Source organism: Micromonospora sp. LOL_013, assembly GCF_048060315.1.
GTDB lineage: Bacteria > Actinomycetota > Actinomycetes > Mycobacteriales > Micromonosporaceae > Micromonospora_E.
In genome coordinates, this window is record NZ_JBHMIQ010000084.1 from 1 (window position 1) to 2,062 (window position 2,062).

The 2,062-nt window shown below is 69.4% G+C and carries 3 protein-coding genes and 1 pseudogene; 1 reads left to right on the plus strand and 3 read right to left on the minus strand.

Translation table 11 applies throughout. From position 1 onward, the window contains the following. Positions 1-420: pseudogene (locus tag ACFHWS_RS28390) on the plus strand (short-chain dehydrogenase/reductase); the annotation flags it as partial. A 102-nt stretch (positions 421-522) separates the two neighbouring features. Here ACFHWS_RS28390 and ACFHWS_RS28395 read toward each other — a convergent pair. From ACFHWS_RS28395 to ACFHWS_RS28405, 3 genes are all read right to left on the minus strand, one after another. Continuing rightward, complete coding sequence (locus ACFHWS_RS28395; protein ID WP_416569565.1) at positions 523-1,122, minus strand: copper resistance CopC family protein; 600 nt, start codon at positions 1,120-1,122, stop codon at positions 523-525. Next, a complete protein-coding gene (locus tag ACFHWS_RS28400) occupies positions 1,112-1,741 on the minus strand; it encodes a hypothetical protein (RefSeq protein ID WP_416557588.1) in 630 nt (209 codons plus the stop codon). The genes ACFHWS_RS28395 and ACFHWS_RS28400 overlap by 11 nt, the downstream gene beginning before the upstream one ends. Before the next feature lie 95 nt (positions 1,742-1,836). Continuing rightward, positions 1,837-2,062: carotenoid oxygenase family protein (locus ACFHWS_RS28405; protein WP_416569566.1), on the minus strand; the 226-nt coding region annotated here is incomplete at its 5' end.

A 2,062-nucleotide genomic window follows, 5' to 3' on the forward strand; every position in this document is an offset into this window, starting at 1 on the left:
TACCAGGCCACCAAGCACGCGTTGGAGGCGATCGGCGACTCGCTGCGGCACGAGGTGGCCCGGTTCGACATCAAGGTGGTGCTGATCGAGCCGTCGCCGATCCTCGGCGGATTCGTCCCGGACAGCGTCGCCGACCTCGGCATGCAGTCGCACGGCGACCCTGCGCTGTACAAGGACTTCTGGGACTACTTCGTACAGTGGCACCAGGCGTACCGGCTCAGCGACAACCCGCCGCTGCGCGGCAAGATGGCGGTCCGCGCCGAGCATGTCGCCAAGGTCATCGAGACCGCGGTCACCCACCCCAACCCGCGCGTGCGGTACCGACTCGGGATACCCGCCCGGCTGCTGACCCGGATGCGGGCGACGATCGGTGACCGCAACTGGGACCGGTTCGTCCGCGCGTTCTTCCCTATCCCCTGACAATGCCCAACGACTGATCGGCGCCGGCGGGCGGACCCGCCGGCGCCGATCAGTCGGTCTGGCGCGGCGACGGACGGCGCGCACTGCCCGCTGCCTGATCAGTCAGTCAGGATCGCGGTAGCGCAGTGACGTCGGCCGGCCGTCGCGCGGGCGCAGCCACAGCAGCGCGATCACCACGAACAGCACCAGCCCGTCGATGACCAGCAGGGTCGCGCTGAATCCGTCGATCTCGTGCGCGTGCTCGGACACCGCGTCGGTACGGGCCTCGCGGGTCGCGGCGTCCAGCGCGGCCGGCGGCACGCCGGTGCCAACGCTGAACCGGTAGACGTCAGTCACGTCCGAACCATCGGGAAACGTCACGTGGTACGCGACCGTGTAGTCACCGTCGGCGCCGATCCGCACCGGCTGGTGCACCCGGTCCGGCGCGACCTGCCGGTAGTCGCCGTCGGTGACCTCGTCGCCGGCGCCGTCGAACACCTCGACGTGCGACAGTTCCGGCTGCACGGTGTCGGTGAAGGACAGGGTCACGCCGGTCGGCGCGCCGCTGAGCGCCGCGTCGACCGGCGGGTCCGCCAGGAGCAGCCTGCCCTCCTCGGCACGGGCGCTGCCGGGAGTGGCCAGCAGCACCGCGGCGACCACGACGACGACGCCGGCCAGCCCGAGAGCAGCGGCTGGTACGCCAGGGCGCGGGTCAGGCCGCATCGGAGGCGAGCGGTCGGACCTCCGACCCGTGGCCGGCACAGCTGCAGCTCATCTGCTCCCGCTCCCGCTCGTTCGGGCGCAGGTGCAGGTACATCGCGATCACCATCGGGATGAAGACCACCGAGTTGTAGAACAGGTGCAGCTCGACGCGGGGCACGATCAACTGCACCACGCTGGTCACCACCGGCTGGCCGAAGAGAATGGTGCCGGTCTGCGCCTGGATCAGCAGCAGCAGATGTTCGATGTGGTGCCAGAACTGGATGGCCAGTGCGATGGTCCACCAGGTCCGGGCCCGTCCGGTGAACCCGGGGCGGAGCAGGAACAGGAAGACGAGCATCACGATGGCGTACCCGTAGTGCAGCCACTCGGAGCTGACCAGCCATGGAAACCACTGGCCGAGCACGCCTCGGGCCTGCGGGCGAGGGCTACCCAACACCCAGATCTGGTATGCCTGCACCAGGTGTTCGGCCCAGTGCGCGAGGACGACGACGAGGAAGGCGTTCAGGGCCAGCTTGTGGTGCGCGCCGTTGAGCCGGCCCACGAGGCCGGGGGAGCCGGAGGAGGCGGAGGAGGCGGAGGAGGCGGAGTGGGGGGCGGGATGGGCAGCGGAATGGGCCATTTCGCACACCTTCCGTGAGACAGGCATGACATCCTGTTGCGAAGCTAGCTGGCAAGATGACGTCGTAGATAGCTGAGATTGCCTAGTTGGCGGGTTCAACCGGTGATCCAGTTGGCGTGGAAGCCGCTGGGCACCCGCACCGGCAGGTGCACCACAGCCACCGGATCGCCGGTGAAGTCGGCGGCGTCGAGCACCACCAGGCTGCTACGGCCGACCCGGCCGTCGTACACGTAGGTGAGCAGCCAACCGTCGTCCTCCGCGCCGACCGGGCCACGCGGCACGAATACGGCCTCTCCCGCCTCCCGGTACGGCCCGAAGTCG